The following is a 2,649-nucleotide window of genomic DNA, read 5'->3' as shown; positions in this document are numbered from 1 at the left end:
TTGATAGTGTTTTGGAAAATAAAATCACTTCTGTCCTCTACGATTTTAACCAAGATGTTGTGAAGATGTATTATGCCAGTGTCGCAGGAAATATCGCTGAGGCTGAAAATAATATGAACGGTGTTGTTAGTAAACACGAACTTCTTGTGTCAGAATTGATTGGTCAAGTCAAGACGCCGTTTGGTGAGAGTTTGCCAAACTATAATATCTTTATCTCTGGGGCAAATGGTCTGAAAAGTATGAATCAAGCTACAATTTCAGCGCACAATAGTTTCACGGAGATGACGACTAAAACCTTGACACAAACAAGTGATAGTTTTGCCAAACAAGGTTCAGATGTAAATGCTTATTTTGAATTACAGAGTGGAAAGAATAACAAATATGAATTGCCAAGCAATCCATGGTCAACTATAATTGAATCCGAGGGGCATACAGCAAAGATTTATGATTCAAAATTATCGTTGTATAGAGATTTTATTGCGGAAAAAGCCTCTAGTATTTTGAATGGAGTTAGCAATGCAAATTCGATATTGGAGGCAAGAAGTGCTAAATGATACCAAATCATGCAGAGAAAATAACAATTGTAGGAATTCAGACTATCGAAGAGTTTAATTGGTATGTGACAGATGAAGTCAATGATTATGATTGGATACTTGATTTAAATAAACTGATTAAAAAGGTCAATCAAGATTTTACATTATCTGATAGAATATTCAATAAAAATTTTGTTCGTAAACTTAAATTAGATAAAGATAAAATTGTCTCCCAAAAACATGGTTATACAGTTATTGATGATATTAATATCCATGAATTTTTGCCGTATTTACAAGATAAAATTATTTCCGCTATTACTTTAAGGAGTTTAATGAAAAACATTAAAACCTTCAGTGAAGCTAGTTCTTTATTACCAGTACTTTATATTGATTTTTCAAAAAAAATATTGCTTAGTGATTCCGATTTTACAGCGTATGAACTATTTGCACCTAGAAAATGGACTTCTAAAGCTAAAGGTATAAGTTATAAAAATTTTGAACAGTATATTCCATTAGATAAACTTTATTGGCTTGAAAATGGCTTAGATTTATTTGAAGAAATTGAATGGGAGAAACTTGAAGATTATATAGAGTAGGCATTAATTTCATGAAATATGGAGGAAGATAATGATACCAACATATTATGACGATATTGTTATGGGAATAAAGGAACAAAACAAATTCACATGGTATGTTTCTAATAGAGAAGATTGGATTCTTGATGCTAAAAAAAGAATTCAAATTGACCGTTGGTTGATAAAACAAACAAATTTTCTCCACTTATTCCAGTTCCTGTGCTTAGATATGCTCAATAATTTGTGAGGAGGAAACATGGTACATTCACTAGGAATTACACGAAGTATTTTAGAGAAATTATGTATTTATAGAACAATAGCACATGCTGTTTCACTATTGACAGACCCTTATTTTGATTATGAACATTCATGGGATGGGAATAATTATAGTCTGCAAGATTCACAAGGCGGTAAAAGTACTATTAGTTTTTTTAAGGGACTTGTAGTTGGTGCTTTTAGAAACGAAAATTTACCTCAAGATTTTAAATCCGCAGTTAGCCTTCTTGAAGGTGCTGATGAAAAGTTTATTGAACTTGCAAAAAGCGAGGCGTTTGAATATCTGCTTGATGACTTAAATGGGGAAGTTCAGCCATTTGTTATGACAACTTTTTGGGGAGAAGAAGAAATTTTTTCAAACGATTCTCTTGATGATTTCAATTTGAAGAGCAATAACCTTCTTGATTTTATTTTTTGGAATGAGAAAAATAGACGGGGTATTTGGAAGAAGGTTATGAATTTTCTTTAGAAGAAATTGAATTAGTTGAAAAAATTTTTGAGGCTAAAATAGCCAATATAAACTCTAAAATTCAAGTATCTAATTATAAAAAATCTTTGATTGATGATGCAAGTGATGAAGGAAAAAAATCTTGCTTAGAATGTTTAGAGGAAATTGGTATTAGTTTGTTGTGATGTAAGGGGATACCTATATGTTATGGCAAGATTGTTATTGGAGTGGAGAAAATGAAATATAAAGTATCAAAGAACAAATTTACAATATGTACAAACCATGCGTAAATCGTTCCATCAGATGTCAAAGAATTCGACAAGTTGGGTGTGAAAATTGAAGAGGAAGACAGAAAGGACGCAAATGGCGGTAAATAAATTCTACGCCGATAGTTGGCAGTCGCAATCGCCCGGCTTAGCTAAAGGGCTGAATAGTCGGATGACAAAGCTTGATAGACTTCAAAGAGGATTGGATGACCTATCTAACACCAATCAAATCTATGGTAATGGCGCAGACAGCATGAAAGCCTATATCTCAGAAGTTCATTTCAGTCTTATTGCCTCTCTTTTAACGACCCTTCAGACATTTCAAACTGCTACAGGTGTTTATTGGAATGGTTATAAGCAAGTCGATACGAATGGCAATTTCCGACTTATCAATGAAGATTTAAAGGATCACATCAAAGCGACTAACAATGCGATTTCCCACATGAATGGTTTTGAAAATCATATGAGACGTGTGTCGGGTTCGGTTAGCCATTTAGTTAGTTTAGGTGGCGCAGGAGCAAATGCGATTTCGAATGTACGGAGTGACCTTG

Annotated in this window: 5 protein-coding genes; all 5 read left to right on the top strand. The window is 33.2% G+C overall.

Going from position 1 to position 2,649, the window contains the following annotated elements; genetic code table 11:
• Positions 1 to 554: hypothetical protein (locus ACYQ21_RS15235; RefSeq protein ID WP_460059507.1), on the top strand; the 554-nt coding region annotated here is incomplete at its 5' end.
• Positions 551 to 1,129, top strand: coding sequence for a hypothetical protein (locus ACYQ21_RS15230; protein ID WP_460059506.1), 579 nt, complete (start codon positions 551 to 553; stop codon positions 1,127 to 1,129). The genes ACYQ21_RS15235 and ACYQ21_RS15230, both read left to right, overlap by 4 nt.
• 235 nt (positions 1,130 to 1,364) lie before the next feature.
• Positions 1,365 to 1,853 (top strand): hypothetical protein, encoded by a 489-nt coding sequence (locus ACYQ21_RS15225; RefSeq protein WP_460059504.1) that lies wholly within the window; start codon positions 1,365 to 1,367, stop codon positions 1,851 to 1,853.
• Positions 1,826 to 2,017, top strand: a complete 192-nt coding sequence (locus tag ACYQ21_RS15220) for a hypothetical protein (RefSeq protein WP_460059502.1) — start codon at positions 1,826 to 1,828, stop codon at positions 2,015 to 2,017. Before ACYQ21_RS15225 ends, ACYQ21_RS15220 begins: the two co-directional genes overlap by 28 nt.
• Positions 2,018 to 2,195: 178 nt before the next feature.
• Positions 2,196 to 2,649, top strand: a 454-nt coding sequence (locus ACYQ21_RS15215; protein WP_460059500.1) for a T7SS effector LXG polymorphic toxin, incomplete at its 3' end; no start/stop codon positions are given.

This window comes from Pseudolactococcus yaeyamensis (genome assembly GCF_054658615.1).
Note: the sequence above shows the minus strand (reverse complement) of the source record. Positions and strands in the feature narration are given on the sequence as shown.

What these genes read in the sequence shown, in the direction of transcription:
- ACYQ21_RS15230 (WP_460059506.1), top strand. Translation starts at nt 551, where the DNA reads ATGATACCAAATCATGCAGAGAAAATAACAATTGTAGGAATTCAGACT.
- ACYQ21_RS15225 (WP_460059504.1), top strand. Translation starts at nt 1,365, where the DNA reads ATGGTACATTCACTAGGAATTACACGAAGTATTTTAGAGAAATTATGT.